Origin of the sequence: Bradyrhizobium sp. 31Argb (assembly GCF_043638955.1) — a bacterium.
Classification (GTDB): domain Bacteria; phylum Pseudomonadota; class Alphaproteobacteria; order Rhizobiales; family Xanthobacteraceae; genus Bradyrhizobium.
This window is the reverse complement of sequence record NZ_JBEGDB010000108.1, coordinates 1-24,853: the sequence shown is the minus strand read 5'-3', so window position 1 is coordinate 24,853 and position 24,853 is coordinate 1. Positions and strand designations below refer to the sequence as shown.

23 protein-coding genes and 1 tRNA gene are annotated in these 24,853 nt (G+C 63.3%); 17 read left to right on the top strand and 7 right to left on the bottom strand.

The annotated features are described in order from the left end of the window. Window positions 1–149 precede the first annotated feature (149 nt). Both AAFX91_RS21240 and AAFX91_RS21235 read right to left on the bottom strand, forming a co-directional pair. Window positions 150–506, bottom strand: coding sequence for a DUF6481 family protein (locus AAFX91_RS21240; protein ID WP_282526588.1), 357 nt, complete (start codon window positions 504–506; stop codon window positions 150–152). 269 nt (window positions 507–775) lie between these two features. Continuing rightward, window positions 776–991: a hypothetical protein gene (locus tag AAFX91_RS21235; protein ID WP_130580335.1), complete on the bottom strand. Its 216-nt coding sequence runs from the start codon at window positions 989–991 to the stop codon at window positions 776–778. Between the two features lie 198 nt (window positions 992–1,189). Here AAFX91_RS21235 and AAFX91_RS21230 point away from each other — a divergent pair, with 198 nt between their 5' ends. The 4 genes from AAFX91_RS21230 to AAFX91_RS21215 all read left to right on the top strand — a co-directional run bounded on the left by AAFX91_RS21230 (window position 1,190) and on the right by AAFX91_RS21215 (window position 3,565). Then, window positions 1,190–1,366 (top strand): hypothetical protein, encoded by a 177-nt coding sequence (locus tag AAFX91_RS21230; protein ID WP_165421239.1) that lies wholly within the window; start codon window positions 1,190–1,192, stop codon window positions 1,364–1,366. 105 nt (window positions 1,367–1,471) lie between these two features. Further along, entirely contained in the window at window positions 1,472–1,786 is a 315-nt protein-coding gene (locus tag AAFX91_RS21225; protein ID WP_394567750.1) for a hypothetical protein, read from the top strand. Window positions 1,787–1,887: 101 nt separating this feature from the next. Next, entirely contained in the window at window positions 1,888–2,250 is a 363-nt protein-coding gene (locus AAFX91_RS21220) for a hypothetical protein (RefSeq protein WP_130580337.1), read from the top strand. 193 nt (window positions 2,251–2,443) lie between these two features. Beyond that, window positions 2,444–3,565: a helix-turn-helix transcriptional regulator gene (locus tag AAFX91_RS21215; protein ID WP_394567748.1), complete on the top strand. Its 1,122-nt coding sequence runs from the start codon at window positions 2,444–2,446 to the stop codon at window positions 3,563–3,565. 635 nt (window positions 3,566–4,200) lie between these two features. On the opposite strand, the gene AAFX91_RS21210 is transcribed toward AAFX91_RS21215, so the two are convergent. Then, complete coding sequence (locus AAFX91_RS21210; RefSeq protein WP_130580339.1) at window positions 4,201–4,467, bottom strand: hypothetical protein; 267 nt, start codon at window positions 4,465–4,467, stop codon at window positions 4,201–4,203. A gap of 329 nt (window positions 4,468–4,796) precedes the next feature. Beyond that, window positions 4,797–5,111, bottom strand: a complete 315-nt coding sequence (locus tag AAFX91_RS21205; protein WP_394567747.1) for an H-NS family nucleoid-associated regulatory protein — start codon at window positions 5,109–5,111, stop codon at window positions 4,797–4,799. A gap of 209 nt (window positions 5,112–5,320) precedes the next feature. Here AAFX91_RS21205 and AAFX91_RS21200 point away from each other — a divergent pair, with 209 nt between their 5' ends. The 11 genes from AAFX91_RS21200 to AAFX91_RS21150 all read left to right on the top strand — a co-directional run bounded on the left by AAFX91_RS21200 (window position 5,321) and on the right by AAFX91_RS21150 (window position 20,555). Next, the gene (locus AAFX91_RS21200; protein WP_394567745.1) at window positions 5,321–5,845 is read left to right on the top strand and encodes a low molecular weight phosphatase family protein; all 525 of its coding nucleotides are present in this window, start codon (window positions 5,321–5,323) and stop codon (window positions 5,843–5,845) included. Window positions 5,846–6,446: 601 nt separating this feature from the next. Beyond that, window positions 6,447–6,523, top strand: a tRNA-Arg gene (locus AAFX91_RS21195). 241 nt (window positions 6,524–6,764) lie between these two features. Beyond that, entirely contained in the window at window positions 6,765–7,424 is a 660-nt protein-coding gene (locus AAFX91_RS21190; RefSeq protein WP_394567744.1) for a hypothetical protein, read from the top strand. A gap of 387 nt (window positions 7,425–7,811) precedes the next feature. After that, window positions 7,812–13,019: an alpha-2-macroglobulin gene (locus AAFX91_RS21185; RefSeq protein WP_394567743.1), complete on the top strand. Its 5,208-nt coding sequence runs from the start codon at window positions 7,812–7,814 to the stop codon at window positions 13,017–13,019. 50 nt (window positions 13,020–13,069) lie between these two features. Next, window positions 13,070–15,115 (top strand): penicillin-binding protein 1C, encoded by a 2,046-nt coding sequence (gene pbpC / locus AAFX91_RS21180; RefSeq protein WP_394567751.1) that lies wholly within the window; start codon window positions 13,070–13,072, stop codon window positions 15,113–15,115. A 74-nt stretch (window positions 15,116–15,189) separates the two neighbouring features. Continuing rightward, complete coding sequence (locus tag AAFX91_RS21175; RefSeq protein ID WP_394567742.1) at window positions 15,190–16,935, top strand: ArnT family glycosyltransferase; 1,746 nt, start codon at window positions 15,190–15,192, stop codon at window positions 16,933–16,935. A gap of 3 nt (window positions 16,936–16,938) precedes the next feature. Next, window positions 16,939–17,784, top strand: coding sequence for a phosphatase PAP2 family protein (locus tag AAFX91_RS21170; protein WP_394567741.1), 846 nt, complete (start codon window positions 16,939–16,941; stop codon window positions 17,782–17,784). An 81-nt stretch (window positions 17,785–17,865) separates the two neighbouring features. Then, window positions 17,866–18,672 carry a glycosyltransferase family 2 protein gene (locus AAFX91_RS21165; RefSeq protein WP_394567740.1) on the top strand — a complete coding sequence of 269 codons (807 nt, stop codon included), beginning with the start codon at window positions 17,866–17,868 and terminating at the stop codon, window positions 18,670–18,672. Continuing rightward, entirely contained in the window at window positions 18,665–18,979 is a 315-nt protein-coding gene (locus AAFX91_RS21160; RefSeq protein ID WP_130580348.1) for a lipid-A-disaccharide synthase N-terminal domain-containing protein, read from the top strand. The genes AAFX91_RS21165 and AAFX91_RS21160 overlap by 8 nt, the downstream gene beginning before the upstream one ends. 360 nt (window positions 18,980–19,339) lie before the next feature. Beyond that, the gene (locus AAFX91_RS21155; RefSeq protein WP_394567739.1) at window positions 19,340–19,876 is read left to right on the top strand and encodes a tetratricopeptide repeat protein; all 537 of its coding nucleotides are present in this window, start codon (window positions 19,340–19,342) and stop codon (window positions 19,874–19,876) included. Window positions 19,877–20,015: 139 nt separating this feature from the next. Next, window positions 20,016–20,555: a protein tyrosine phosphatase gene (locus tag AAFX91_RS21150; protein WP_394567738.1), complete on the top strand. Its 540-nt coding sequence runs from the start codon at window positions 20,016–20,018 to the stop codon at window positions 20,553–20,555. Window positions 20,556–20,564: 9 nt separating this feature from the next. Here the strand turns inward: AAFX91_RS21150 and AAFX91_RS21145 are convergent, their stop codons facing one another. Continuing rightward, complete coding sequence (locus tag AAFX91_RS21145; protein ID WP_394567737.1) at window positions 20,565–20,912, bottom strand: hypothetical protein; 348 nt, start codon at window positions 20,910–20,912, stop codon at window positions 20,565–20,567. A gap of 57 nt (window positions 20,913–20,969) precedes the next feature. After that, entirely contained in the window at window positions 20,970–22,394 is a 1,425-nt protein-coding gene (locus tag AAFX91_RS21140) for a PLP-dependent aminotransferase family protein (RefSeq protein WP_394567736.1), read from the bottom strand. Window positions 22,395–22,483: 89 nt separating this feature from the next. On the opposite strand from AAFX91_RS21140, the gene AAFX91_RS21135 reads away from it, so the two are divergent. Beyond that, window positions 22,484–22,900, top strand: a complete 417-nt coding sequence (locus AAFX91_RS21135) for a cupin domain-containing protein (RefSeq protein WP_394567735.1) — start codon at window positions 22,484–22,486, stop codon at window positions 22,898–22,900. Between the two features lie 25 nt (window positions 22,901–22,925). Continuing rightward, window positions 22,926–23,381, top strand: a complete 456-nt coding sequence (locus tag AAFX91_RS21130) for a carboxymuconolactone decarboxylase family protein (RefSeq protein ID WP_394567734.1) — start codon at window positions 22,926–22,928, stop codon at window positions 23,379–23,381. Window positions 23,382–23,597: 216 nt separating this feature from the next. On the opposite strand, the gene AAFX91_RS21125 is transcribed toward AAFX91_RS21130, so the two are convergent. Next, entirely contained in the window at window positions 23,598–24,296 is a 699-nt protein-coding gene (locus AAFX91_RS21125; RefSeq protein WP_394567733.1) for a hypothetical protein, read from the bottom strand. Window positions 24,297–24,853 lie beyond the last annotated feature (557 nt).

The following is a 24,853-nucleotide window of genomic DNA, read 5'->3' as shown; positions in this document are numbered from 1 at the left end:
ATCAACCCGCCCTGCCGCCTCAAGCGGCGGGCTCCTGTCCCTGATTATCGTGTCTCACGATAAGGGTGCACTTCACTACGAGCGGTCCCGGGTTACGCTGACGCTCCACCCGGGCTACGAGGTCTCCGCTTCACCTCGCATGCGGCGAGTTACTTCTTTTTCTTGCCGCGTTCCTTGCGGGCGGCGTAGCGCGCGTCGCGCTTGGCCTTCTGTTCGGCCTCGATCGCGGCCTGCCGCGTGGCTTCCTCTTCCTTCTCGCGAGCGATTCGCGCCACTTCCGCGGCGGCAGCCTCTTGCTCGAGTCGCTGCTGCTCGGCCTTGGCCGCCTCGCGCGCAAGCCGAGCCTGCTCCCGGCCGGCCGCGATCGCCGCGCGCTCGGCGGCGCGCGCCTGCACCGTGGGATCATCGGGCCCGGGGCGGGTGCGGAATTTATCCAGAATGTTCTGCCGGGCCTGCTGCGCCGCCTTCTGGCGGTCGGAAAAGTTCGGTTCCTTGAAGCCGCTCATCTAGAGAGCCTTGTTATCTTCACTGCTGTTGGAGGGATGACGAAAATCGGGTTCGCGCAGCACATAAGTGAACCCAGCGCAAAATGCCAGCGTCCAATTGGCATGCCAAACAGGGGAGCCATCCGTAAGCGGCAAGTTGCTGAGATTAAAGCTGACGAGTGGCGCGGCAACCACATTCCTGATCTACGAGATGCGCAGCAGAAGTGAGCCGATGATTGCCATGGGCAATACGGTAATTTGCGTCGAACTGCCCTAAAATTCTAGCCGAGCTAGAAGTTGTCGCGCTGACGGGAGGTTCCCAGCACCCTGGCGACCGTCTGCGCCGTGATGGCCACGCGATCGGACGTCCGCTGCGCTTCGAGCTTGTCGCGGGCCCTCTCGCGGATCAGAAGCTCGATCAATTCGAGCCGCTTGCTCTCGTCGACCGCTTCCACCAGCAGTTTTTTGTATCGATGATAGTCGTAGCCCGTTTCTTGTTTACCCATGGCACGCTCCGCACACACGCGCTTCTTGGACGGCGCTTACTTCTTGAACAGCGCGTGGACGCGCGCAACGGATTTGCGACACTTATGCCCAGACTTTGCAGATTTGATCTGAAGTTGTTGTGATCACATGGGTACTTGCGAAGCAGCTACTGCAACCACGATCTCTTTCACAGTGACGGCCCGGGAACCGACACGATCATGACAGACCCGAGGGAAGGCGGCAGCCGCCGCGGCGCGATTGCCGGTCTCGTGATTGCGGCCGCCATGCTGGCAGCCGGCTTGTGGCTGGCGCGCGAACTGACTGCGGCGAGCAAGATGCAGGACTGTCTGATGTCCGGACGGACCAACTGCAACGTGATCCAGCCGGCGCAATAGGCCGCAGGGGCCAGCGCTAAAACGCCGCGGGCAATTGTGATGCCGATCACAGGGAGAGGGGCGACTCGGTCGTATGCTCCGCGCCAACTGAACAGGAACGATCGCATGATCCACCAACTCTATAGCCGCAAGGGACTAGCGCTGCTGGCCGTCATCGTCGTGATCGGTTTTGGCGTGGCGCTGCTTTCGGCCGGCAGCCTTTCTCAGGAGACGGTGGCGAGCGCGGCGCTCGGGCCGGGGTGGCAATGCAGCCGCATCGCCTTCGTCATGACGACCTGCACCAGGGATGCAAGGCCGGGGGGGCGCGCGTGCGCACGCGGAGCAGCCGTCGCCCGGCTAGGCTCCTCGTCCACTGACAGGTCAGCGCGCATCGAGTGTGACCGCGGCAACATAACCGCTGTTACCATCGCTGTACCCTGAGATTCGCGCGGGCCCTCCGCGTTGGCGCGAGGCGGGCTTTCGTGGTCTAATGCCGCGCATTGCACGAAGCGCCCGGCGTTCGACACTATTGGAGTTTTCAGATGAAAAAGTTTTCCAGCTTTGCCGCGGCCACCGCGGCGCTCATGTTGATGTCCTATTCGAGCTACTCACTGGCCCAGACCTCTCCTACGACCGGAACTGACACCGCCGCGCCGGCCGCGAACACGGCACCACCTGCCGCGACCACGGCGCCGGCCGCCACGACAACGCCAGCCGCCACCCAGCCGGATACGAATCCGTCCGCCACCGAGAAGGCTGCGCCCAAGAAGAAAAAGACCGCCGCAAAGAAACGGACGCGGCAGCAGGAGATTGAGCATTCGATCGACACCGGAACCGTACCGGCCCGCTACCGCAGCTCGGTGCCGAAGCAGTACCAGCAATATATTCCGTTCGATAAGCGGTGATCGGCGCCTCACGGGGCGGCGGAGCGCGATGGGTCGTCAGTGGTTGCGGTTACCCATGCAAAGGCCGTGCAAAGGCCGTGATCGTACGGACTTGCCCGTTATCGTTTCCTGACATCCAAATGTATTGTGCGGGGCATTCAATCCTCGTGATTGATTGCCGCGCGTTCATTCGTCGTTCGGTTTGTCGGTTCCAATGTCGCATCACCTGCTGAAGGCCATCGACGCCATCTATCAATCCGCGGCGGAACCGTCGCATTGGCCGGTGGCCCTGCAGAGCATTGCCGATTGCCTCGACGATGTCGGCGCTATCCTGCTCTATGGCAGGGACGACGGAAGTTTTGGCGCCATCCAATCCGCCTCGCTCGATGTGATCGCGGAAGAATACATGCGCGAGTGGACTTTTCGGGATATCCGCGCGATCCGTGCGCGCGAGCGCGGCTATTTCTTCAATCGTGACGTCCTGACCGACCGTGACGTCGTCTCCGACGAGGACATCGCAACCGACCCCTTTTATTCCGAGCTGCTTCGGAAACACGGCCTGAAATATTTCGCCGCCGCAACGGTCTCGCCGGATGCGAAGATCGAGGTGGCGATGAGCATCCAGCGCGCGAGCGGCAAGCCCGCCTATAGCGACGCCGAGCTTGATCTCGTGGCCCAACTCGGCCGCCACGTCGAGCGGTCGCTTCGCCTTGGTATCCGCCTGATGGACTCCGAACTGAGCAAGCTTGGCCTCGGCGCAGCGCTGGCGAGGTTGGGAACCGGGGTCTTTGTGCTCGATTCGGTCGGCCGCGTGATCTTCTCGAACCCGAAGGCGGAGTCGCTGCTCGGGGATGGTCTCGAGATCGTGGAGGAGAAGCTTGCCGCGGGATCGTTGGCGCTGAATTCGCCGGCCTCCGCGGCCATGAAGCGTCTCGCGGCGTACCGCCCCGAGGATGTTCTGGCTGGCGAAAAGCCGATCATCGTGCACCGGCGGACGTCGGGACGCCCGCTTGCGCTCTATGTCCTCCCGGTCTCGATGGCGGCCAACAGCATCAACCAGTTCCTGACCCAGGCCAGGCTGCTTATCCTCGTCGTCGACCCCGACAACAGCAGCCCACCGGACCCCTCGCTGATCCGCGATGTGCTCGGCCTGACGTTGGGCGAGGCGAGGGTGACGGCGCTGGTCGGCACCGGCCAGTCGCCGCGCGACGCCGCCGACAAGCTCGGCATCACCGAGGAGAGCGCCCGGACCATCCTCAAGCGCGTATTCTCCAAGGTGGGCGTGTCGCGGCAGGGCGAACTGGCGGCACTATTGGCGCGGCTGGTACTCAGATAGTTCGGTTGCCGGCGCAAGACTCGGCAGACCGGCCATATCGCCCTCGAACGCCAAAGAAAATCATCGGACAGTTCCCATTTGGGGAATGTCGGCGCGCCCGCGACCGGTGAAGAGATCAGGTTGACCGACGGTCGGGTGAGGCGGGCGCCAGCAACACCTCACCTCCGACGATCGCAACGAGACCAAGTTTTGGGAATTGGCGCGCCCGGGTTTTGCTCGGGGCGTGGTTGGCGGGGCCAAACCACGCGGCGGCATTGATCTTCGCCGCTCGCGTCAGCTCTGCCCCAATTTCGGCCATTGTTCCAAGGCCGCGAACGGCGGCGAATTTCACCGGCAGGACATTCCGGCTTCCATCTCGCCCCAGAAGCCGCACTGCGTGGCGGGCCTTGCGTGCAGTTCGTTCCTGAGTACGAGCAGGCAGGCCCCCACCAGAAGGGCGGCCGAGAGTGGGACAAGCAGTTTTCGCATCGAGTTCCAGTGAATCGCGGACGGCAATCTGCGAGCCGCCTTAAGGCATGCCGGCGATGGCAGCAAGGCGCTGGGCGCAAACCTGCCCGTCTCTCCCTCTGGCCGCCCCATAACCGGCGGCCCGCCTTTCACCCGGTTGCGGGTGGGGGGCGTGAAACAGGGGGTAGCTACGCCATCGACGTCAGTTGGCCCAAGCGGTCGCTCAGCGCCCGGATGGTCGATTTGAGATTGTCCCGGCGCGTCGAAAGCGTTTTGGCGAGCAGCGGATATCGCGGGTCCGCAGCGTTGCTGACCCTTCCGGTGGCTTCCTCCGTCGCGATATCGCAATCGAGGATCCGGACAGACCTTTGCAGATCCTCGAGCATTGTCTGGATGACGAGGACGTCACGTAACGCGGTGATGCTGGAATTCCCAGTCTGAGACGCGGCACCCATGGGCATTGCTCCCGCTTGATCCAACTCGGTGCAGCCCCGTCGGGGGCTGCAGTGTCGGAGCAGCGATTAGCAAGACCTTTGCCAAATTCGGCAACCAGGGATTAACCATGCCAAGGCGCCTCCCGCGTGCCTCTCCAACGGTCGCGCGAGCCGCAGAGCGTTGCCCCGGAAGACGTCTTTGCCCGAGCGCGCACCTCATCAAACGGCCCCAGGTGCGCTGGGGCCGCCAACCTTGGAGGTTTTCCTCCGGCCGGTGGGGGTAGGGGGCGTTCGACCGGAAGCTGGGATTCGACTCAACTCCCGCGGTTTCGTTCCTCGGCACGCGGACACTACCTGCTGATGCGCGCCAGGCGGACGGCGATCCGGCTCTTTTTCCGCACCTTGATTTTGAAATCGTCGATCCGTTTTCCCAACCTTAGCTGCGCGACCAGCCACCGCGGCTGCTTGCCTCGACCAGCCCAGGTTTCTGATGGCTGATCAGGATTGCGGTACTTGGGCTGTATCTCCGGATATGGCCGGCGCGCCGAAGTGGGAGTCCGCAGCTTCTTCAGACGATCTTCCAACTGCGCCTTCATCGACTGAATCTTCTGTCGCAGGACGTCAGCGAGTTCGACACGCAACGTCCACAGGCGGTCAGAACTCATCCGCTTGAGTTCGGTTCGTCTCATGACATGACTCCATCACGATCCCAACCTCATTAATGATCGCTCATTATCCACCCGCCTCCCGCTGGGTACGCTGCGACAAAACGTGCCTCAACAATGACGAATCCGTGTAAGGGTGCATCATCGTCTGCAAGATGATTTGATGATCAAATTCGCACCTTGCGAACCGCCCTGCAGCCGTCGCGCAATTGCGCAACAAAGCGACCATCGATATCAATCAGTGTAGCGGCGCCCTCTCTCAGCTCATGATTCTTTCTTTCGCGATGGCTCATCATCTGTTGTTCCTGTGCACAGGCAATTATTACCGCAGCCGGTTTGCAGAGGAGCTGTTCAATCACCGCGCAGGGCTGGCCGAGTTGAACTGGCGCGCCTTCTCGAAAGGGGCCGCGGAGAGGGGATCGCCCAACAACGTCGGCCCAATGTCGCCTTTCGCTCTCGATGGTCTGCAGGCCAGGGGTGTCCGGCCGGTCGGAAACTTGCGGTACCCTCAACCCTGTACCCTGCCTGACCTGGAGAGCGCGGATCTCATAATCGCGCTGAAGGAAGCAGAGCATCGGCCGCTCATCGAACGGCGTTTTCCGGAGATGGCGGACAGGGTGAGATACTGGCATGTGGACGACGTGGACGTCGCCAAGCCTGCCATTGCCTTGGCCTTGATCGACCACCTCGTCGAAGATCTATTGGGCTCGCTTTCGGACGCGCGCGTGTCCTGAACGGCGCGGATCGTCTTCATCGTCAGGCGTAGCGCAGCCGTCGTCGAAGGCAGCCAAACGGAGATCGATCTGCCGGCCGTCTTGGGTGTGGAAGACTAGTGCGCGGTCCGCCTGGCCTTGGTCGCCTTCTGCTGCCGGTAAGCCTTGAATTGAGTCAGTATCTGCTGCGGATTCAGCTTTTCCGCTTGCCTGACCTGCTCTCTCAACCATTCCAACTCGGCGAGCTGTTCGAGTAGATCAGGTGAAAATAGCTCTAATAGTGATCTTTGGTTCCTGGAAATCCGGAGCTTCTGCCGCAATTACGCAACTCCCATACGCACGCGTGCATTCTCTGGATACCTTCTACGCTGAGCTGTGATCGCGATATATCCGGGAAACCACTGCCACTACTTAAGGCTGAGATTCCGCGTTGCAGCGACCGGATGTTTTCGAAGCGACCGGGCATTCCGGGCTCGGGAGGCCCCTGTTGGACTTGAAGAGGCCAGGGGCCTGGTCGGGACCCCAGCCTTATGTTTTTATTGTTATTTTGCACTCTGCCATGCTGGCGACAGGCCCATGATTATACTATTGAAAGGCTTGATGGCCGATACCGCGCCAAGACGGTCCCATAGCTCAACTGGATAGAGTAGCGGATTTCTACTCCGCGGGTTGCAGGTTCGAATCCTGCTGGGATCGCCATTCGCCGAATCACCCCTTGCCGTCTTCCGCACCGCCACAGTCCAGGCAGGGCGGGCCTCGCAATCCCCGGGATGCAACCGCCCAGGGCAAGCCGGCAACGCCAACCGAATTGAGCGTCGGCGCAATCTCCCTCGCGCAGTGAGGGGCGCGACCGTAATTCGCACCCCGTCGAATTGTTTCCAAATGTTTCTGACAGTAGGGAGGTGGGCACTGCCGAGAAAAGCTTGGACGGGAGGCGTCGATGACCTTGATACAGAGAGTAAAACGCAAGCTGTTCCCGCCTCGCGAAGTCATCGAGGGCTATGAGAGCGAGGAGTTGGTCGAGACGATCTTCCACAAGACCATCGCTTATGATCCTACCGGCGACTGGCCGCTCGTGGCCGGGATCAAGTCAGTGCTCGATTTCGGAGGCGGGGCCGGCCTGCATTACAAGCTCGCCCGCAAGCAGGCGCCGGACATCCGCTGGGCAGTGGTGGAAACGCCGGCCATGGCGCGCCGCGCGCGTCAGTTGGCGACCAATCGGCTGATGTTCTTCAGCGACATCCATGAAGCCGCTGACTGGCTCGGAGAGATCGAGCTGATGCACTCGAACGGCGCCATCCAATACGTTCCGGAAGCAACTGAGACCATCCGGGCCTTGTGCGCCACGCAGCCGGCGGCGATGGCATGGTATCGGGTGCCGATCAGCGACGCCGACCCCAAAGCAGAGGTGCAGACATCCTTCCTCAGCGACAACGGACCGGGAGCGCTGCCGACGTCGAAGGACAAGCTCGTCAGGTACGCGAGGAACTGGATTCCGGCGCAAGCCTTCCTCGCTGCGCACCAGGGCTATCGCATCGCCGAGCGCAGCCCGGATCCGCGCGAGCACGGCACGCAGCAGTTCCGCTTCCTTCGACATTAGATCATGATCCGATTAGACGGAATCGGATCATGATCTAATCTCTTTGTTTGAGCATGATCTTTTCGGAAAACCGGTTTCCACTTTTCCGGATCATGCTCCAAGGCTGGGCGGCCGCCCAGCCTGCCGATGCGAAAGATCCGATTTTTCGGCGACCCGATCCGAACCATTTTCTGATATCGGGCGACAAAGGCGTGCGGGTGGAGCGCGGGTTGCGGTCCACGGTCACCGCCTGCCGCGCCGGCGCTCCGCCGGCCGGGGATAATGACTGGTTTGGCAATGCCTGTTTGCGACTCCTTCGCTACGTTGTTTCCGCGCCATCAGTCTGTCACCTTTTCGCGCCCTTTTATTCGTCACGCGGCATTCGGCTGCCGCCCCGGGAGATCCGTCATGATTGGTTTGGTTCGTGTCGCAGCTTTTTGCGCAGCGCTAGCGCTTGGCCTCGCGACGGCGCAGGCGGCTGACAAGGCGTTCAAGCGCGACGACCTCGCCGATTCCGCGATCAAGCTGGAGGCGCAGATCAAGAGCGAGGCCGGACCGGTCGCCAAGAGCACGGCGACGCTGAAGACCGATGCGGATGCCGCTTTCCGCCGCGCCGACTTCCGGACCGGCTTGCAGATCCTCGGCCAGATCGCAGCCACCACGCCGGAGGACAGCGGCAACTGGCTGCGGCTTGCCCGCACCATCTTCCGGGTCCCCACGACGACCTCGAGCGAGCAGACCTTCCTGCTCGAGCGCGCCTCCACCGCCGCCTACATCGCCTATCAGCGCGCCGGCAGCCAGGCAGAGGAGGCGGATGCGCTGGCCGTGCTCGGCCGGGCGTTTTCGGATCGCAAATTGTGGCGGCCGGCGCTCGATGCGCTGCGGATGTCGCTCGACATGCGCGAGGTCGCCGACGTCCGCGGCCAGTATGAGAAGATGCGCGACGAGCACGGCTTCCGGCTGCTCGACTACAGCGTGGATTCCGACGGCGCCACGCCGCGGGCCTGCTTCCAGTTCTCCGAGGAATTGGCCAAGCGCGTCGATTTCGGGCCGTTCGTGGCGCTTGCCGGCACCGACAAGCCGGCGCTCACTACAGAAGGCAAGCAGCTCTGTGTCGACGGGCTGAAGCACGGCGAGCGCTATAACATCAACCTGCGTGCCGGCCTGCCGTCGACGGTGAAGGAAGTGCTGCCGAAGTCGGCCGAGTTCAACATCTATGTCCGCGACCGCAAGCCGTTCGTGCGCTTCACCGGCCGCGCCTATGTGCTGCCGCGCACCGGCCAGCGCGGCATCCCGGTGGTCAGCGTCAACACGCCGGCCGTGACCATCAACGTGTTCCGGATCGGCGACCGCAACCTGATCAATACGGTGATCGACAGCGACTTCCAGCGCACGCTGAGCAGCTACCAGCTCTCCGACCTCGGCGACCAGCGCGGGATGAAGGTATGGTCCGGCGAACTCGCGACCGCTGCGACCCTGAACCAGGACGTCGTCACCGCGTTCCCGGTCGACCAGGCGCTCGGCGATCTGCAGCCCGGCGTCTATGTCATGACCGCCGCCGCCAAGGGGCCGAGCAGCGACGATGACGGCACGCTGGCGACGCAATGGTTCATCGTCTCCGACATGGGGCTGACAGCGTTCTCCGGCAATGACGGCATCCATGTCTTCGTCAATTCGCTGGCGTCCACCGAGCCGGTTGCCAAAGCCGAAGTGAAGCTGCTCGCCCGCAACAACGAGATCCTGGCCACGCGCAAGACCGACGAGACCGGCCATGTGCTGTTCGAGGCCGGGCTGGCGCGCGGCGAGGGCGGCCTGTCGCCGGCGCTGCTCACCGTCATGAGCGAGAAGGCGGACTATGCGTTCCTGAGCCTGAAGTCCAACGCCTTCGACTTGACCGACCGCGGCGTCGCGGGTCGCGCGGTGCCCGCGGGCGCCGATGCCTTCGTCTATGCCGAGCGCGGCGTCTACCGCTCCAACGAGACCGTCTATCTGACCGCGCTGTTGCGGGACGGGCAGGGCAATGCCATGACCGGCGGCCCGCTGACGCTGGTGATCGAGCGTCCCGACGGCGTCGAATTCCGCCGCGCCGTGCTGCCCGACCAGGGCGCAGGCGGCCGCAGCATGGCCGTTGCGCTGAATTCGGCGGTGCCGACCGGCACCTGGCGGGTGCGGGCGTTCACCGATCCGAAGGGCTCTTCGGTCGGCGAAACCACCTTCATGGTCGAGGACTACGTCCCCGAGCGGATCGAATTCGATCTGACCGCCAAGGACAAGGTGATCAAAGCTGAAGTTCCAGTGGAACTTAAGGTCGACGGTCATTTCCTTTATGGCGCACCGGCTTCCGGGTTGCAGCTCGAGGGCGACATGCTGGTGACGTCGGCCGCCTCGGGACGTCCCGGCTATCCCGGCTACCAGTTTGGCGTCGCCGATGAGGAGAGCGCCAGCAATGAGCGCACCCCGATCGAGAACCTGCCGGAGTCCGACGCGAAGGGCGCAGCCGTCTTCCCCGTCAAGCTGGAGAAGGCGCCGACCTCGACCCGGCCGCAGGAAGCGCAGATCTTCGTCCGCATGGCCGAGACCGGCGGCCGTTCTGTGGAGCGCAAGATCGTGCTGCCCGTGGCGCCGGCAAACTCGCTGATCGGCATCAAGCCGTCGTTCGGCGACAAGAGCGTGGCGGAAGGCGACAAGGCCGAGTTCGACGTGGTGTTCGTCGACCCCGACGGCAAGCAGCTCGCGCGCAACGGTCTGCGCTACGAACTCCTGAAGGTCGAGTCGCGCTACCAATGGTATCGCCAGGGCTCGTCCTGGGAATTTGAACCGGTCAAGTCAACCAGCCGCGTCGCCGATGGCGATGTCAGTCTCGCCGCCGACAAGCCGTCGCAGCTGTCGTTCGCGCCGCAGCCGGGCCGCTACCGCCTCGACGTCAAGTCGAACGATGCCGACGGTCCGCTGACCTCGGTGCAGTTCGACGTCGGCTGGTACTCCGACGGCAGCGCCGACACGCCGGACCTGTTGGAGACTTCGATCGACAAGCCGGAATACCAGTCCGGCGACACCATGGTGGTCTCGGTCAACGCCCGCTCGGCGGGGCGGCTGACCGTGAACGTGCTCGGCGATCGCCTGCTGACCACGCAGACCGTCGACGTCAAGGAAGGCACCCAGCAGGTCAGGCTCACCGTCGGCAAGGACTGGGGCACCGGCGCCTATGTGATGACGACGTTGCGCCGTCCGCTCGATACCGCCGCGCAGCGCATGCCGGGCCGCGCGATCGGCCTGAAGTGGTTTGGCATCGACAAGAAAGCTCGCACGCTCGCGGTGACGCTCTCGCCGCCGTCGCTGGTGCGGCCGGGCAGCGCGCTGAAGATCCCGGTCAAGCTCGACGGGCTCAATCCCGGCGAGGACGCCAAGGTCGTGGTGGCCGCCGTCGATGTCGGCATCCTCAACCTCACCAATTACAAGCCGCCGGCTCCTGACGATTACTATCTCGGCCAGCGCCGCCTGACGGCCGAAATCCGCGATCTCTACGGCCAGCTCATCGACGGCATGCAGGGCACGCGCGGCCAGATCAGGACCGGCGGCGATTCCGGCGGCGCTGAACTGCAGGGCTCGCCGCCCACGCAGAAGCCGCTCGCGCTCTATTTCGGCATCGTCACCGTCGGCGCCGATGGCACCGCCGAGATCAGCTTCGACATTCCGGAATTCGCCGGCACCGCGCGGGTGATGGCGGTGGCCTGGAGCGCCACCAAGCTCGGCCGCGCCACCACCGACGTCACCGTGCGCGATCCCGTGGTGCTGACTGCGACCTTGCCGCGCTTCCTGCTCAATGGCGACCGCGGCACCATGAGCATGGATATCGACAATGTCGAGGGCGCAGCCGGCGACTACGTCATCAACGTGAAGGCGTCCGGCCCGGTGAAGCTCTCGGGCAATCCCGCCACCACGGTGAGGCTTGCCGCCAAGCAGCGCAGCTCGTTGTCGCTGGCACTGGACGCCGGCGGTGCCGGTGCGGCCAATCTCGACGTCGACATCACAGGCCCGAACGGCCTGACGCTGGCGCGGCACTATGCGCTCGACGTCAAGCCGGCGACGCAGGTGCTGGCGCGTCGCTCCGTTCGCACGCTGGCCAGGGGCGACAGCCTGACGCTGACGTCTGACATGTTCACCGACCTCGTGCAGGGCACCGGCGGCGTGTCGGTGTCGGCGAGCCTGTCGACTGCGCTCGACGCCGCCACCATCCTCAAGGCGCTCGACCGCTACCCGTACGGCTGCTCGGAGCAGATCACGAGCCGCGCGATGCCGCTGCTCTATGTCAACGATCTCGCCGCCGGCGCGCATCTGGCGATGGACACCGCGGCCGACCAGCGCATCAAGGATGCGATCGAGCGGCTGCTCGCTCGCCAAGGCTCGAACGGCTCGTTCGGCCTGTGGTCGGCCGGCGGCGACGACGCCTGGCTCGATGCGTACGTCGCCGACTTCCTCACCCGCGCCCGCGAGAAGGGCTTTGTGGTGCCGGACGTGCAGTTCAAGAGCGCGCTCGATCGCATCCGCAACGCCGTCGTCAACGCCAACGAGCCGGAGAAGGACGGCGGCCGCGATCTCGCTTACGGCCTCTACGTGCTCGCCCGCAATGGCGCGGCACCGATCGGAGACCTGCGCTACCTCGCGGACACCAAGCTGAACAACCTCGCAACTCCAATTGCCAAATCTCAGCTCGCGGCTGCGCTGGCGCTGGTCGGCGACCGAGCGAGAGCAGAGCGGGTCTATGCCGCCGCGCTCGACTCGCTCAATCCAAAGCCGGTGCTCGAGTTCGGCCGCACCGATTACGGTTCGGCGCTGCGCGATGCGGCGGCACTGGTCTCGCTCGCCGGTGAGGGCAATGCGCCGCGCGCAACCATGATCGGCGCAGTCGAGCGCGTCGAGGCGGCGCGGGGGCTGACGCCTTACACCTCGACCCAGGAGAACGCCTGGCTGGTGCTGGCCGCCCGCGCACTCGCCAAGGAGACGCTCAACCTCGACATCGACGGCCAGCCGGTCAAGACGGCGGTGTTCCGCAGCTACAAGGCCGAGGCGGTGGCCGGCAAGCCGATCAAGATCACCAACACCGGCGAGGCGCCCGTGCAGGTCGTGGTCTCCGTATCGGGCTCGCCGGTGACGCCGGAGCCGTCCGCTTCCAACGGCTTCAAGATCGAGCGCAATTATTTCACGCTCGATGGCAAGCCGGCCGACGTCAGCAAGGCGAAGCAGAACGATCGTTTCGCCGTGGTGTTGAAGATCACCGAAGCCAAGCCGGAATACGGCCACATCATCGTGTCGGACTATCTGCCGGCCGGCCTCGAGATCGACAACCCGCACCTCGTGTCCTCCGGCGACTCCGGTACGCTCGACTGGATCGAGGATGGCGAGGAGCCCGAGCATACCGAGTTCCGCGACGACCGCTTCACCGCGGCGATCGACCGCGCCAGCGACGCCAAGTCGGTGTTCACGGTGGCCTATGTCGTGCGCGCGGTCTCGCCCGGCAAATACGTGCTGCCGCAGGCCTATGTCGATGACATGTACAATCCCTCGCGCTACGGCCGCACCGGCACCGGCACTGTGGAGGTGCGGTCGGCGAAATGAGTGGGATGGCGAACAGGCCGCGCTGGCGATGGATCAGGAAGGCGGTCGTGATGGCGACCGTCGCCGTTCTGATCGTGACGGGCGCCTTCACAGCCTGGGCCATCTCCCTCGGCCCATTGCCGCTTGCAGACGCGCGAAAAGTCTCCACCACGATCATCGACCGCAATGGAAAATTGCTGCGCGCCTACGCGATGGCGGATGGCCGCTGGCGGCTGCCGATTGACGCGAAGACATCAGTCGATCCGACTTATCTGAAGCTGTTGCTCGGCTACGAAGACCAGCGGTTCTATTCCCATCGCGGGGTCGATCCGCTGGCGCTGTCGCGCGCGGCGTTGCAGCTCGTCACCTCCGGCCACATCGTCTCCGGCGGTTCGACCATCACGATGCAGCTCGCGCGGCTGATGGAGCCGCGGCGCGAGCGCTCGCTTTACGCAAAGCTGCGCCAGATCGTGCGCGCAGTGGAGATTGAGCAGCAGCTCGACAAGGATGAGATCCTTGACCTCTATCTCGCGCTGGCGCCGTTCGGCGGCAATCTCGAAGGCGTGCGCGCGGCATCGATCGCCTATTTCGGCAAGGAGCCGAAGCGGCTGACATTGGCGGAGGCGGCTCTGCTGGTCGCGCTACCGCAATCGCCGGAGCGGCGGCGGCTCGATCGCTATCCGCAGGCCGCGCGCGAGGGGCGCGACCGTGTGCTCGATCGCATGGTGGAGGAGGGCGTGCTGTCGGCGGAAGACGCCGCGCAGGCCAAGTCGGAAGCCGTGCCGAAATATCGCAAGCCGATGCCGATCCTGGCGCCGCATTCCGCCGATCAGGCGCTCGCGACGATGAAGGATGCGTCCGTCGTCAGACTGACGCTCGATGCAACGCTGCAGAAGAATCTCGAATCTCTCGCCCGCGAGCGTGCCATCGCGCAAGGGCCGAACATCTCGGTTGCGATCATCGCGGTCGATAATGAAAGCGGCGACATCCTCGCCCGCGTCGGTTCGCCCGATTATTTCGACGAGCGCCGGGCAGGGCAGGTCGACATGACGCGCGCGGTGCGCTCGCCCGGCTCGACGCTGAAGCCGTTCATCTATGGCCTCGCTTTCGAGGACGGTTTTGTGCACCCCGAGAGCCTGATCGACGACCGCCCGATCCGCTTCGGCTCCTACGCGCCCGAGAATTTCGACATGACCTTCCAGGGCACCGTGCCGGTGCGCAAGGCGCTGCAATTGTCGCTCAACGTGCCCGCGATCGCGCTGCTCGACCGCGTCGGCGCGAGCCGCTTGTCGTCGCGCCTGAAGCAGGCGGGCACCAGCCTCGTGCTGCCGAAAGACGAAGTGCCAGGACTGGCGATGGGGCTCGGCGGTGTCGGCATCACCTTGCAGGATCTGGCGCAGCTCTATGCCGGCTTCCCCCGGCTCGGCACCACCAAGCCGCTCCGCGAGATCATGCTTGATCAAGACGAGCGCGAGCCGATGCGGCTGATGGACCAGGTTGCCGCCTGGCAGGTCGGCAATGTCCTGATCGGCACGCCGCCGCCGGAAAACGGCGTGCACAACCGGATCGCCTTCAAGACTGGCACCAGCTACGGCTACCGCGACGCCTGGTCGGTCGGCTTCGATGGCCGCATCACCATCGGCGTCTGGGTCGGCCGTCCCGACGGCGTGCCGGTGCCGGGGCTGATCGGGCGCGGCGCGGCGGCGCCGATCCTGTTCGACGCCTTTGCGCGGACCGGCAGGATTCCTGCGGCGCTGCCGAAGGCGCCGAAGGGAACGCTGGTCGCCAGCAACACCAAGCTGCCGCTGCCGCTCCGCCGTTTCCGTCCCATGGGGGAACTCGTGCGCACGGGCAGCGATCAGGCGCCGCACATCCAGTTCCCGATCAACGGCTCGCGCATCGATGTCGATCGCGATGTAGGCGGCGAGGTCGCGCCGATGCCGGTCAAGGTCGCCGGCGGCGTCCTGCCGTTAACCATGCTGGTCAACGGGGTCGCGGTTGGCGATCTCGATAGCCGTCGCCAGCGCCTGATCGAGCCACCGGGCCCCGGCTTTGCCCGATTGACCGTGATCGACGCGACCGGAGCCGCCGATACGGTCGTTATCCGGGTGCAGTGACCCAGAGCCCACACAGGGGACAAAACGGAACCTGTGCGGTTGTTTGGCCTACGGTTTCATCGTATGCGAAGCCCATGGTTGAGACCGTCAATGTCAGGCGTTTCGGAGCAGGGCAACAGCCTGTAAAACCTGCGCATTCCAGCCGCAGGCTGGCGCTCGCATTCGAGTTTGCGACCGCCAATCACCGGCGCTCGGTTCTGTTCCTGGTGCTGTGCTGCCTGGTCCTGTTCCTGCCCGGCTTCTTCGCGACCCCGCCGATCGACCGCGACGAGGCGCGCTTTGCGCAGGCGACCAAGCAAATGGTCGAGAGCGGCGATTTCGTCGACATCCGGTTCCAGGACGACGTCCGCTACAAGAAGCCGGTCGGCATCTACTGGTTGCAGGCCGCAGTCGTTGAAACGGCCTCCGCCCTCGGCATGCCGCGGGCGCAGACACGGATCTGGCTCTACCGGGTGCCGTCACTGATCGGCGCGATCGGCGCCGTGCTTCTGACCTACTGGACCGCGCTTGCCTTCGTCACCCGGCGCGGCGCGGCATTGGCGGCGCTGATGATGGCGAGCTGCGTGCTGCTCGGCGCCGAGGCGCGCCTGGCGAAGACCGACGCGATGCTGCTGCTATCAGTCACTGCCGCGATGGGGGCTTTGGCACGGGTGTATCTGTCCTGGCAGCGCGGCGAGGATCCCGCGCATCCGCCGTGGTCAGGGCCTGTGATCTTCTGGACTGCGCTGGCCGGCGGCATCCTGCTGAAGGGGCCGCTGATCCTGATGTTCGTCGGGCTCGCCATCGTGGCTCTGGCGATCCTCGACCGCTCGCTGGAGTGGTTCTCCCGCATGCGCCCAGTCTGGGGCCTGATGTGGTGCCTGGTGCTGGTGCTGCCGTGGTTCGTCCTGATCTTCCTGCGCGCCGGCGAAACCTTCTTCGCCGATTCCGTCGGCGGCGACATGCTGAGCAAGCTCGGCGCGCAGGAATCCCACGGCGCGCCGCCCGGGCTCTATCTCGTCCTGTTCTGGATCACGTTCTGGCCGGGTGCGCCGCTGGCAGGTATGGCGGCACCGGCGGTGTGGCGTGCGCGACGCGAGCCTGGCGCGCAGTTTCTGCTGGCCTGGCTGATCCCGTCCTGGATCGTGTTCGAGGCGGTGCTCACCAAGCTGCCGCATTACGTGCTGCCGCTCTATCCCGCGATCGCGATCCTGACCGTCGGTGCGCTGGAACGGCGCGTGCTGTCGCGCTCCGTCTGGCTGATTCGCGGCTCGGCCTGGTGGTTCGCGATCCCCGCGATCGCTGCCGTGATTGCGGTCGCCGGTGCGATCAAGCTGACCCATCAGCCCGCGTTCCCAGCCTGGCCGTTCCTGGCGGGTGCGATGATCTTCGGCTTGGCCGCCTGGTGGATGTTCGAGGACAGCCGCGCCGAGCGCTCGTTCCTGAATGCGGTGATCGCGGCGATGCTGCTTGCGATCGCCATCTATGGCTTGGTGGTGCCGTCTTTGAAGCCGCTGTTTCCGAGCGGCGAGGTCGGGTACCTCCTGCGCTACGCCAATTGCCCGGGTCCGAAGCTGGCCTCGGCCGGCTACCACGAGCCGAGCCTGGTGTTCTCGACCGACACCTCGATCGTCCTGACCGACGGTTCGGGTGCCGCGGATTTCCTGGCGCAGGGCGCATGCCGGTTTGCGCTGGTGGAGGCGCGTTCCGAGCGCAATTTCGTGCAGCGGGCCGAAGCGATCGGTTTGCGCTACAACGCGGCGATGCGCATCGATGGCTATAACATCTCGCAGGGCAGGCCGATCTCCATCGGCATCTACCGTTCCGAGGACGTACACTAGAAAATGCCGGCGCCGGTCGTCCGCCATGAATCCGCAAGCTATCCGGCGCGCTTGGCCACGCTGACGGGGCGGTCGCTTGCCCAGCTTGTGCGTGCGCCGTCGCATTCGCGTCGGACGGAGGCCGGCCGGCGCGCGGCGCGGCACGGGCTGTCGCTGATCGCGATCATCGGCGCCGCCATCATTCTGCTGATGCTTGTGTTCGATGTGCCCGAGATCAAGCTGATGCCGCCGCGCGGCACTGCAAGCCTGTGGTGGGTCCGCATCCTCACCGATTTCGGCAAGGATGCCTATGTGCTGTGGACCGTGGCCGGACTGTTGATCCTGGTTGTGATCATTGCGCCGGCCTTGCACGGCATTCGGCGATCCCTGCTGCTGGGAATGGGAACGCGGCTGCAGTTCCTGTTCTTCGCGGTCTTGTTCCCGGTGCTGGTCGGCGACCTCCTGAAATGGATCGTCGGGCGCGGCCGGCCGTTTGTCGGCGGCGAGCCCAACGCCTTCAACTTCTCGCATTTCGCCGGCAGCGAGGCCTATGCCAGCTTTCCCTCCGGGCATGCGACCACCGCCTTTGCGCTGGCCTTTGCGATCTCGGCACTGTGGCCGCGGGCGCGGTTCGTGATGCTGATTTATGCGCTCGTGATCTGCGCCACCCGCCTGGTATTGCTGGCGCATCACCCGAGCGACGTGGTCGGCGGCGCGCTGGTCGGCGTGATCTGCGCCATGGCGGTGCGCTACTGGTTTGCGGCCCGGCGGCTCGGGTTTGCGATTCAGCGTGATGGCACGATCTACCCGCTTGCCGGCCCCTCGCTGGACCGCCTCAAAAGGGTTGCCGGGGGCGCTTCCGCCCCATAAAAGCGGCGCCGTCCCGCCGTATCAGGCGGTTCCGGCCGTAAGGCCGTCCAGAGAGCCAAAAATCCAGCCAAGAGTGCCGAATTGCCTCCTTCCGACCAGACCGCGGTGGCCGTCTCCATCGTTGTGCCCGTGCGCAACGAGGCCGAGAACATCGCGCCGCTGATTGCGGAGATCGCCGCCGCGCTCGGCCGCCGCTGGGTCTACGAGATCATCTATGTCGATGACGGTTCGACCGATGCGACCGCATCGCGGATCGGCGCGGCCATGAAGGAGCGCTCCAACCTGCGCCAGCTCCGGCACACGGTCTCTTCGGGGCAATCGGCGGCGGTGCGCAGCGGCGTCCGTGCCGCGCGCGGCGCGATCGTCGCGACGCTCGATGGCGACGGCCAGAATGATCCTTCTTTCCTGCCGGATCTGATTGCCGCGGTCGAGAGCGGCAGCGGCCGCATCGGGCTTGCCGCCGGCCAGAGGGTAGGGCGCAAGGACACCGGCTTCAAGAAAGTGCAATCACGCATCGCCAATGCCGTGCGCGGTGCGATCCTGCGCGACGGCACGCGCGACACCGGCTGTGGACTGAAGGCATTCCCGCGTGAGGTGTTCCTGATGATGCCCTATTTCGACGGGCTGCATCGCTTCCTGCCGGCGCTGGTCCGCCGCGAGGGTTTTGAGATCGCCTATGTCGACGTGGTCGACCGTCCCCGCCATTCCGGCGTCTCGAACTACGGCTTCTTCGACCGGCTCTGGATAGGGATCATGGATCTCGCCGGCGTCTGGTGGCTGATCCGCCGTAAGAGGCCGACGCCCGTGGTCACGGAAGTGACCGAGGTCACCGAAGTGACCGAGGTCACCGAAGTGACCGAAGCGACCAAGGTGACGCCCAATGAATGACTTGCTGAACTACCTGCACGACGTCTTCGTCGTGAAATTCGACGCCTGGGTCGTGCTCGGCTTCATCGCGCAGGGCTTGTTCACGATGCGCTTCGTCGTGCAGTGGATCGCGTCCGAACGTGCGCGCAAGAGCGTGATCCCGGTAGCATTCTGGTTCTTCTCGGTCGGCGGCGGCGCGCTGCTTCTGGTCTACGCGCTCTACCGACGCGACCCCGTCTTCATCGCCGGCCAGGCGCTGGGCTTGCTGGTCTATATCCGCAATCTCTATTTCATCATGCTGAACCGTCCCTCGGTGACGTCGGAGTAATGGTCTCCTCATTCCACGGAGCCATGCCGATCGCTGACGGAGCCTGGCCAGGCCGTGTACTCAAGGACGCGATGAGGCACGCTTGTGTCCACGGCAGTAGCGTCACATTACAGAGATAACGAAGCGCAAGCTTTGAAATCCTTTAGGTCGGTTATGAAATCAAGAGCGCTTCTACGCGCAGCTACCCTATGGCTTATCGTCGGATTTGTCGGAGCGGTCGGATTTTCCGGTATAGCCGCCGCTGGTAATTTGGTGACTTCGCCCGAAGCATCCCGAAAAAACTTGGGCTCGACAGCCACCTCGGCTTGTATGGCGCCGCCTCCTTCCGGTCCAACCTATGAGGCCTGGCACAAAAGCGCGATGATCTACAATAGCGGGGTCGAATCTCATAAGCAGAAGGATAACGATCGAGCCGCTGCCCAGTTCGATACTGCAATCAAGCTCTATCCGAACAATGCCTTGGCTCACGTGGGAAGGGGCGAAATATACAGAGCCGAGCGAAAGTATGATCGTGCTATCGATGAATTTAGCCGAGCGATCAAAGTCGCACCAAGCTGCTTCGTAGCCTTTAACAGTCGTTGTTACTCTCGCGCAATCAGAGACGATTTACAAACCGCGCTAACCGATTGCAATGAGGCGCTGCGACTGAACCCGGGAAGCGCCGGGATGTTGGACAGTCGTGGATTCGTTTATCTCAAGATGGGCGATCTCGATAAGGCAATTGCGGATTACGACGCCGCGTTGCAGATCGACGCGAATTTAGCGTACGTCCTGTTTGGACGCGGAAAGGCGAGGCTGCTGAAGGGGGACGAACCGCGCGGCTCTTTCGACATAACGGTGGCGAAACGTATCAAGCCGGAAATTGCCGACGAGATGTCGCGTTACGGCGTAAAATAACGAGAAATTTCAAGAGCCAGCCCCAATGTGGCGCGCCAATCATCTGCGTGACGTCGGTCGCGAGCGAAAAAACGTATCTGCCGCCAGGAACTCAAAGACCAGCTCTCGATTTGTTTTTCACACTCGATGGAGCCTTGGCATGGCAGACGGCCGCTACAATGTGCTCTTTCTCTCGAATCGGAACTCGGCGCGTAGCATTTTCGCCGAAGCGGTGTTGAACCGCATTGGGCGCGAACGCTTCACTGGCTTTAGCGCCGGGTTGCGCCCGGCCAGCCAGCTCGACGAACTGGCAATCGACGTTCTGAGGGTCGCGGAATACCGCCCTGAGGGATTGCATCCGAAGCATTGGAAAGAGTTCGCGAAGGCCGACGCTCCGCCTTTGGATTTTGTGTTCACGCTGTGCGATATCGAGGCCGGAGAGCCGCTGCCGCATTGGCCGGGCCGTCCGGTAACCGGCGACTGGCGTTATCCCGACCCTGCGAGGTACTCCGACCAGCGCGAACGGCGTACGGCCCTCGCCGCCACGCTTGGTGGTCTTGAACGACAGATACTGGCCTTCATGCAACTCCCTTTCCGGTCACTCGATGAAATCAGCCTGCGCGAGCGATTAAAAGAGCTTGGCCAAGGTGTCAGCTTCGATGATCATGCGCCGAGCCCAAATATGGCTCGGAAGGCGTGAATTGTATTTCTACCGCTCGCGGACAGGGCGTGCTTGGACGGATCTGATCTCGTTCACTACATCGTCGAATAGCCCGAAGTATCGCTGTTCGAGTTCTTCAGACGGGAGCGAGAAAGCAACTGCCGAGCGAGGGAGGCTGAGTTCTTGTGCCGCTGACTTCCCGTCGCTCAGAAAGGCTGGATGCAGGTCAACGGCAGTCGCGAGATCGCCCGCGTTGCGCATGCCGTAGTCGGCGGCCCAGAGACAGTAGATCAGGCGTTCAAGCGGCGACAGTGACGAGTAGCCCTGTACGGCCTTCCTTTGGATGACGCCATCGCCTGCGTCCAATAGCCATGTTTGGTTGTCTTCGTCAGCCATTGTCGCTTCCCTCTAAATTAAAAGGCTACCATCTTTCGCTATCGGCGGAAACGCGATTCAGGACCGGCATGAGCCGAAGCGCTCGATGATCCCAAAAAGACGGTCGCAGGATCTCGCCAGATGCTTTGTTGGGACCGTCGCGATGCCCAGAAGAAGCCCCGATCGTCCGGAAGCCGGCCGCGCGTACCAGGTCGACAAAGGCGCTGGTGCCATTCCAAACGCAAGCGTTTCCCTGGCGATGGATGTGTCTGGCGCGCCGTCGGGCAATCGCAGCAGCACAGCCAATCCCGCTGTTGCGATGCTGGCAGCTTCGACGTGCGGCCGCAGGCACTCCAGCAAGGCGTCGCGCTGAGCGGAGTAGGCTCGCTTGGTGCGCCGAAGATGGCGCAGGTAGTGGCCTTCGCGCATGAACTCGGCGGTCGCGAGTTGCACGGACGGCCCGGGCGGCGGCGCAAGGCACGCGGCGACCTCCGCGAAGCGGGACAACAGCGAAACGGGCGCGACGAGAAAGCCGAGCCGCAACGTGGGACTGATGGTCTTGCTGAAGGAGCCGATGTGGATGACGCGCCCAGCGCGATCAAGTGAGGCGAGCGCCGGCGCGGCTCGCCCCTTGAGCTGCAGTTCGCTCAGATAGTCGTCTTCGACCACCCATACGCTTGCCTGAGCGGCCCAATCGAGCAGACGCAATCGGCGTTCCAGCGAGAGAGTAACCCCGAGCGGCGCCTGCTGCCCGGGGGTCACGACAACCAGCTTGGCGTCCGAGGCGTGGCGCAGCCCATGGTCGACATCGATGCCGCTGTCGTCGACCGGTATTGGTACAAGCGATAATCTTGCGAGCTCCAGGCCTCGACGGGTGAACGGGAAGCCGGGGTCCTCGGTCCAGGCTTTCTGTCCATCGAGGCCAAGCACGTGGAGCGCCAATCCCAGGCCGCCGCTATATCCCCCGGTGATGATGACCTGCGAGGCCGAACATTCGATGCCACGGGCAATGGCAAGATAGGCGGCGATTTCCCGCCGTAGTTCAAGTTCGCCGCGAGGGTCCGGGTAAATAGGTGCTGCGCGCGCCTCAGTGCGAATGGCATGGGCGCGGATTCGCGCGAGCAGCGTGGCCGGAAATGTCTCCTTTGCAGGGACCCCCATCTGAAAGATGGCCGGTCCCTGGGTCATTTCCAGGTACATCTCCATGAACGAGCCCGGATCAGGGGGCTGTTCGGAGCGGATGGCTGCGCGAGGCCGCTCCGCGACATGGGTTCCGGTGGCCCGCGATGCGACGATGAGCTGCGCTGCGGACAGCTTTTCATAAGCCGCGCGCACGGTGCCGCGGGCGACGCCAAGCTGCGCCGCAAGGTCCTGCCAGGACGGCAGGCGCGCGCCGGGTGCGAGCACGCCACTCTCGATCGCCGCGCCGATACCCTTTCGGATCTGCTCAGCCAGCGACGCCTTCGCAGAGCGGTCGAGCTCCAATTTGAGCGGCCTAGTCACGTGCCCTGTAGTACACGATTTCTGTGCGTTCTTGGTGCTTTTTTCCGACCCAAGAGGACGACATCTAATCGAGGAGAAGGAGAAGAGCCATGAAGATACGAACTGTCATCGGCGCAGCGTCCGCTGCCATTGCCATTGCATCTGCTTCGCCCACTTCGGCCCAAGATATCGGCGGCAAGGTCACGACGAACTTCGAGCAGACGATACCCAACATTCCCGGCAAGTCGCTGATCGCCGTGGTCGTCGACTATCCGCCGGGCGGAGCCTCGGCTCCGCATACCCACGCAAAATCGTCGTTCATCTATGCCTACGTCATTTCCGGAAGCATCGAGTCGAAGGTGAACGATGGCACGACGCGGGTCTACAAGGCAGGTGAGAGTTGGTCCGAACCACCCGGCGCCAGCCATCCCATCAGCCGCAATGCCAGCAAGACCGAGCCGGCCAAGCTGCTCGCGGTCTTCGTCGTCGATACCGACGACAAGGCACTGACCACACCCGTCAAATAAGACCTGAAGATCAAGGAGAATAACAATGACCAAGCGTCTCGATTACAACCAAGTCGCGCCGAACGGCGTAAAAGCCCTTGGCGGCGTCTATGGCTATATCATGCAAAGCGGTCTTCCCGCCGAGCTGGTTGATCTGGTTTACCTACGGGTTTCGCAGATCAACAACTGTGCCTATTGCCTCGACATGCACACCCGCGACCTCATCAAGAAGGGTGTGAAGATCGAGAAGCTCGCGCTGGTGCAGGCCTGGGCGGAAGCTGGCCATCTCTTCAGCGAGCGTGAGCGTGCCGCGCTTGCCTGGGCCGAAACGGTGACACGTGTGTCGGAGACCGGCATACCGGATGAAGCGTTCCAGGCCGCGCGCGCAGTCTTTGAGGAAAAGGAACTGGTCGATCTCACGATCGCGATCGGCCTGATGAATGTCTACAACCGGTTGGCCATCGGCTTCCGGAACACGCCACAGGCGGTACTCGAAAACTAGAGCATGATCCGGAAAAGTGGAGACCGGTTTTCCCTCGCGACAAACGCGAAGCGTTTGCGCGGAGATCATGCTCAAACAAAGAGCTAGAGCGGGATGACGATTCGAAGAAAAGTCATCACGCTCATGAGTACCGGCAGAAAAGGAGCCCTGCTGTTGGGCAAGGCTCTCGTTCAGTGATTGACACCCGGTGGTCGACACCGGGCATCGAGGTACGTGTTATTTGATTTCCCACGACGTGTTGTGCGGGATGTCCATCGCAAAATAGTCACCCGGGCCGGCCAGCGCAGGCATAGAGATGCAAGCAAATGGTTCGCTCCCGGTGATCCCCTTATACTTCCCGGTGCCGCCGGTGATGATATGAGTGCCGCAATCCATCTTCGGCTGGGACTTGTCGAGATCGCGCGTATCGAAGGTCGAGAAAATCTTGTCACCGTCGCTGTCGGCCAGCACGCAGGCACCGTCAATGTACTTCTTGTCGCCGGACGCGACGTTCAGTGCCACGCAACGAGCTGACATCTTGTCCAGCATCTTCTCTCCCTTCATATTTTGAGTGGTCCCGACTGCCTCCAGCGTAGTGGCTTTACCGAGCTCAGCGGTGTCAATTGTCATCAATGGCCGAAAAATGAAATGGGTGACGTAGGGGGCGGTGCCCTTCTTTTCAATCGGGTCTCCCGCGACAGCCATGGGAGCCAAGGACATGAGCACCGCAGCAAGAGCCGTTGTCTTTGCGAGTCTCATCGCTGCGGTGGATGTGGCGAGTATGCTCAGGTTAATGAACTTCATCGGTTCCTCCTTCAAATCAAGCGGCGGTTTCAGGACTTTGTCGTGAACTGCCGCAAAGTTGGAGACGACCTGCATATGCCTTTCGTTGCAAACGTCGAATTGTGCGCCGGCGCTGAACGCCAACGCGATCATCGTCTAATGATGCTTCGCCTCAGATCGACGAAGTATGTGGGGGATTGCGGCTCCGATCATCGGCGCATGACCTCGACACAAGGCATAACTCACGATCCGAGCGATCGGGACGGTACCATGGGGCGTGGCGGACGTCAGCCGTTCATATTCGCAAAGAGCAGCACGTATTGTCAGTTGTCCTGACGTTATGTCGAACATGCGGTTGAGCTGTCGAGCTTGGCATCGCGGCTCAGTGGTGGCTGCTTCGCTACGGGCACAAGGACGATTTCGGCACGAAGGTGCGACGAAACGACCCGACGGGCAAATCAGCCAAAGGTCTGTCCAGACTATCAGCGAAAAATATTCCGCTTTCGCCGTCGGGCAAATCAGTGATTTAACTCCGCGCGTCTCACGCGAGATGAGGGGCGGGTCGCGATCGTCACGAACGTTGCGGTGAGATGCGGTGGACGCAGGTGTTGCGAAAGACGAACGCAACATCCGCGGACGGCGAAGTCGTGTGGTCCTGGCGCCCCGACGCTGGCGCTAAGTTTTTCGCGCGAACAAGTTCGCGCTTGAGA

Bases quoted from the DNA above. Each gene is read 5' to 3' on its own strand.
- AAFX91_RS21240 (WP_282526588.1), bottom strand. From the start codon at position 506: ATGAGCGGCTTCAAGGAACCGAACTTTTCCGACCGCCAGAAGGCGGCG.
- AAFX91_RS21235 (WP_130580335.1), bottom strand. From the start codon at position 991: ATGGGTAAACAAGAAACGGGCTACGACTATCATCGATACAAAAAACTG.
- AAFX91_RS21230 (WP_165421239.1), top strand. From the start codon at position 1,190: ATGACAGACCCGAGGGAAGGCGGCAGCCGCCGCGGCGCGATTGCCGGT.
- AAFX91_RS21225 (WP_394567750.1), top strand. From the start codon at position 1,472: ATGATCCACCAACTCTATAGCCGCAAGGGACTAGCGCTGCTGGCCGTC.
- AAFX91_RS21220 (WP_130580337.1), top strand. From the start codon at position 1,888: ATGAAAAAGTTTTCCAGCTTTGCCGCGGCCACCGCGGCGCTCATGTTG.
- AAFX91_RS21215 (WP_394567748.1), top strand. From the start codon at position 2,444: ATGTCGCATCACCTGCTGAAGGCCATCGACGCCATCTATCAATCCGCG.
- AAFX91_RS21210 (WP_130580339.1), bottom strand. From the start codon at position 4,467: ATGGGTGCCGCGTCTCAGACTGGGAATTCCAGCATCACCGCGTTACGT.
- AAFX91_RS21205 (WP_394567747.1), bottom strand. From the start codon at position 5,111: ATGAGTTCTGACCGCCTGTGGACGTTGCGTGTCGAACTCGCTGACGTC.
- AAFX91_RS21190 (WP_394567744.1), top strand. From the start codon at position 6,765: ATGACCTTGATACAGAGAGTAAAACGCAAGCTGTTCCCGCCTCGCGAA.
- AAFX91_RS21185 (WP_394567743.1), top strand. From the start codon at position 7,812: ATGATTGGTTTGGTTCGTGTCGCAGCTTTTTGCGCAGCGCTAGCGCTT.
- pbpC (WP_394567751.1), top strand. From the start codon at position 13,070: ATGGCGACCGTCGCCGTTCTGATCGTGACGGGCGCCTTCACAGCCTGG.
- AAFX91_RS21175 (WP_394567742.1), top strand. From the start codon at position 15,190: ATGGTTGAGACCGTCAATGTCAGGCGTTTCGGAGCAGGGCAACAGCCT.
- AAFX91_RS21170 (WP_394567741.1), top strand. From the start codon at position 16,939: ATGCCGGCGCCGGTCGTCCGCCATGAATCCGCAAGCTATCCGGCGCGC.
- AAFX91_RS21160 (WP_130580348.1), top strand. From the start codon at position 18,665: ATGAATGACTTGCTGAACTACCTGCACGACGTCTTCGTCGTGAAATTC.
- AAFX91_RS21155 (WP_394567739.1), top strand. From the start codon at position 19,340: ATGATCTACAATAGCGGGGTCGAATCTCATAAGCAGAAGGATAACGAT.
- AAFX91_RS21150 (WP_394567738.1), top strand. From the start codon at position 20,016: ATGGCAGACGGCCGCTACAATGTGCTCTTTCTCTCGAATCGGAACTCG.
- AAFX91_RS21145 (WP_394567737.1), bottom strand. From the start codon at position 20,912: ATGGCTGACGAAGACAACCAAACATGGCTATTGGACGCAGGCGATGGC.
- AAFX91_RS21135 (WP_394567735.1), top strand. From the start codon at position 22,484: ATGAAGATACGAACTGTCATCGGCGCAGCGTCCGCTGCCATTGCCATT.
- AAFX91_RS21130 (WP_394567734.1), top strand. From the start codon at position 22,926: ATGACCAAGCGTCTCGATTACAACCAAGTCGCGCCGAACGGCGTAAAA.
- AAFX91_RS21125 (WP_394567733.1), bottom strand. From the start codon at position 24,296: ATGATCGCGTTGGCGTTCAGCGCCGGCGCACAATTCGACGTTTGCAAC.